This is a genomic window from Thermofilaceae archaeon (genome assembly GCA_038731975.1).
In the GTDB taxonomy this organism is placed as follows: domain Archaea; phylum Thermoproteota; class Thermoprotei; order Thermofilales; family Thermofilaceae; genus JANXEW01.
Genome location: JAVYQJ010000067.1, coordinates 1 through 3,582, shown reverse-complemented (window position 1 = coordinate 3,582; position 3,582 = coordinate 1). Strand labels below are relative to the sequence as shown.

Below are 3,582 nucleotides of genomic sequence, written 5' to 3'. Positions count from 1 at the left end.
GTCCCAAGGGCGCCCGCGCTGCGGCCGCCAAAGCCGGCTTCTGAGGCACGCAAAAATTGCCCTGGTAAGCCTTTGAATGGCTCAGGGCTGCGCAATTTAGCGCGTAGCTGCTGGAGGGGTGGTCTAGCTGTTTCGTGCATCTGCAACGCCCTTAAGGGCCTTGCAGAGCTTGAGATTCTGTTTCTCAGTGCTCATAATGTCCCTACCTACTGAATGGATTACCCCAGGGAGGCCTTGCCGGGCCAATGATCTGGGGTTTTTCATGCCTGAAATTCAGGCTTAACAACAGCATATCAGAAAATCCAAAGCTGTTGGGTTTTCCAAAATCTATGCAAGTTACTCGTTTTATAACTACCCAGTTAATTAATCGTGATGCTCGACTAAATACCATGCGATCCAACAAAAGGAGATACGCATGGAAACAAAATACATAGCAGTCATCGCGATTTACAAGGGAATGTCAGGGTTAGCAGCAATAGACCCAACAGGTGTGTCAGCAACAGTAGTTATCCTGATCGGAGCAGTGCTGCTCACGCGAATACTCATACCGGACTAATACCCAGCTACCGCTAAACCTCAACGACGCCCCAGGCTTAACCCCGTGTTTGGCATGAGGGCGTTGTGGTTTGTGCTGTTCCGCGCAAGCTGCCAACAGTTATGGCCCTTCAAGCCCCGTGCCGCGCTGTTCGGCGTGCGTTCGCTCCGCTCACCATCACCCAATTTCCAGCGACATGGCCACCTTCATCGACAATCAAACGGAGAGAGATACCTTGTTCGTTTTAGGCAGCAAAGGGAATGCGATTCTGCGTACCAAAGGGGTTCCGATTATGCGTACCAAAGGGTACTGATTCAGCGCGGAAAGTAGGTGCGATTATGCGTAAAGGGGGGTAATCCAGCGCACCAAAGGGGGGTGATTATGCGTAACCGGCAGAAAATAAAAACGTATTACAGATGGTACATAGCCCGTAAAAGGGAGAAATACCTTGCCTACAACTGACGTTCGTAAAGCCCCTGCAACGCTGCACTTTCCTGCATCAATTGAGCCTTTTCCCGCTCCTGTCGTTCCATCTTCACCTTGATGGCCAACAGGCTCAGGATCGGCACACAGACCACAGCAATCAACACGATAAGCTGAAACATAGCTACCTCCTGGCTCCAACTACCTGGGCGCAAAGCGCCCTCTACCAAGCCATAAATGGCTTGAATCCTACGATACCTCCTTAACCTATGGTGGCCTATCCCTCTGGTCGTTTTACCCGTGTTTTTGGAGGGTGATTCCTTAACGGTGGAAGTCATACACAGTACGCACCCCTTCGGGGATGCTAAACCAATGATTTATAACGATATTCAAAAAATAAAGTTTTTCAAATGTACTACAGAAGGCAATACAAGCAACACCCCTAACCGCTCAACCATGCGGGTTACAGGCCGTTTTAAGCATTACAAAGAGCAATACAAACGATCCTCCAAAACCACCTTGCAATACCTTTGATTTATGTCATGTTTAAATGTGTAATAAATACACAATTACACATTTATAAGGGTAATAAAATGGCAAAAATTTCCCATATCCACGGTGATACGGCCAAGCGTGTACGCCTCGACCTGCTGAACTCGCTGGGTACCGAAAACGTGCCGAACCAGTGGATGCACTTCATGACCACCGTCCGTCAGCACCTACCAGAAGTGCTTTCCCGTGGACGCCCCACCAAGCAGGCGATCGACGCCAGTGTGATTGGTGCATTGGGCTTCACCTCATGGCGTGAGCTGCTGGAAGCACCCACCGATGCCGGCGGCCTTGGGCTTGCCTGGTCCACCTGGCGACAATGGTCACGAGCTTGGGCAGTGGTACAGAAACACCCTGACCTTGAACACGCGCCGCTTACCGCCGCCGAGATCAACCGCCTGCACACCGACGCGAAAGCCGCCAACGTGGCCATACCCACCGATATGGCCGCCGTAGAGGCGTTCTGGGAAGAGCAAGAGAAACGAAGGGCAATCGCTCGGGCAGAGACTCAAACAGCCTTGAAAGAGCGTATAGAGGCCATAGAGGCCATGTTAAGCGCTAGTCGGGAGGAAGTGACACGCACTCACAGCACAGTGATCGAGTTGCGTCGCCAGCTTGATCAGACAAGCGCAGGCAAAACCCAGGCGGAGCAGCAACTGGCAATCGCTCAGCAGCAGCAGCGGGAGCTGCAAGCATCACTGGCCCATGTGGAAGAGCAGCTACAGCAGACGCGGAAGGCGCATCAACGGTCAACCAACGAACTTCAGGCGTACCGGAACCGCGGTTTCTGGCAACGGCTGCAGGATGTGTTCTACCGCCCGTAGCCCAGAGATCCGACAGAAGCGCCTCGACCGCCGCCCAACCGCCTTTTTCGGCGGTGTCGAGCAACTGCGCCCGCTGGCCCAGATCGCGTACCAGCGCCCAATCCTGCGGCTCTAACTGGCCCAGGAACTCGATTTCGTCCGGTACCGCCTCGGCAGCTTCCTGATCGTCAACCTCATCGAGGCCAACCCGCGCTTTTAGACCGTGCGACCAGAACACCTGGCGTTTGCCCTTCATGGCAAAAGCATAGGCCGTAAACAGCCTTCCAGAGCGCTCACAGCCATCCATGGAGCGCCGTAGCAAGCCAAACGGGTGCATTCCCTTGCCTGACTTTGCCGCGCCCTTGGCAACCTCCCTATCGACGCCCCAGTGACGGCTATCGTCCTGCTTGGCCAGGTAGTCACTGGCAGAGCACCAGGCTTTCACGTCAACGGCGTGCTCATCAAAGCCCGCGTCACCCTCAGCAAGCAGTCCCGCCCGCTCACACGACGCCCGCCAGCGCCGTCGAACTTCCCCCGCCAACGCTTCCGCATCAGCGTCTTTGCGGATAAACCACAGCTCATGGGTGTGCGGATGCCAGCCATTCTGGCCATGGGTGATTTCTAGCGACCGCACAAGCCCCTGGAAGCCATAGCGGCCCTTGAGCTTCTGCCATGCCTTGCCCGACCGTAGGCGCGTCAGCGCGTCCCGTTGCTGTTCCAGGAGGTTATCAATCTGGTGCCATGAGCGGTGCGGGAACGTCAGCGTGACCAGAACAGGCTGCAAGCCCTCGGCATACGCCCAATCCACCGCCGTTGCGATCTCTTGCCGCCGTTGCTCCTGAATTTTGGCCGAACAGACCGGACACGCCCACACCGAGCCACAATGAATCAGCCCCGAATAATGAGCGCGGCCCTCTTTCTGATGCACCTGAACGTCACCGTGGCGGAGCCAGTTACAACCCGCCGTGCGATGCACCGTGTGCCAGTAAGCCAGGTCAGCCCGCCGACCCTCATGCAGGAACAGGCGACGCCCTTCCGACAACAGCTCGAAGCGCTCGAAACGCAGCTCCCGCCTGCGTTCAGACGACTTTTCACCGCTCGCTTTGGTGGCTTTCAGGGGGGGGGGTGAAGAAGATTTCGCAAATGTCCCAAGGGCGCCCGCGCTGCGGCCGCCAAAGCCGGCTTCTGAGGCACGCAAAAATTGCCCTGGTAAGCCTTTGAATGGCTCAGGGCTGCGCAATTTAGCGCGTAGCTGCTGGAGGGGTGGTCTAG

At 55.6% G+C, this 3,582-nt stretch carries 3 protein-coding genes; 1 reads left to right on the top strand and 2 read right to left on the bottom strand.

Features of this window, described 5'->3' with window-relative positions; genetic code table 11:
- Positions 1–415 precede the first annotated feature (415 nt).
- Entirely contained in the window at positions 416–556 is a 141-nt protein-coding gene (locus tag QXF46_09440) for a hypothetical protein (protein MEM0227084.1), read from the top strand.
- A gap of 431 nt (positions 557–987) precedes the next feature.
- Here QXF46_09440 and QXF46_09435 read toward each other — a convergent pair whose 3' ends face one another.
- Both QXF46_09435 and QXF46_09430 read right to left on the bottom strand, forming a co-directional pair.
- Positions 988–1,140: a hypothetical protein gene (locus QXF46_09435; protein MEM0227083.1), complete on the bottom strand. Its 153-nt coding sequence runs from the start codon at positions 1,138–1,140 to the stop codon at positions 988–990.
- 925 nt (positions 1,141–2,065) lie between these two features.
- Positions 2,066–3,582, bottom strand: a 1,517-nt coding sequence (locus tag QXF46_09430; GenBank protein ID MEM0227082.1) for a protein rep, incomplete at its 5' end; no start/stop codon positions are given.

What these genes read in the sequence shown, in the direction of transcription:
- QXF46_09440 (MEM0227084.1), top strand. Translation starts at nt 416, where the DNA reads ATGGAAACAAAATACATAGCAGTCATCGCGATTTACAAGGGAATGTCA.
- QXF46_09435 (MEM0227083.1), bottom strand. Translation starts at nt 1,140, where the DNA reads ATGTTTCAGCTTATCGTGTTGATTGCTGTGGTCTGTGTGCCGATCCTG.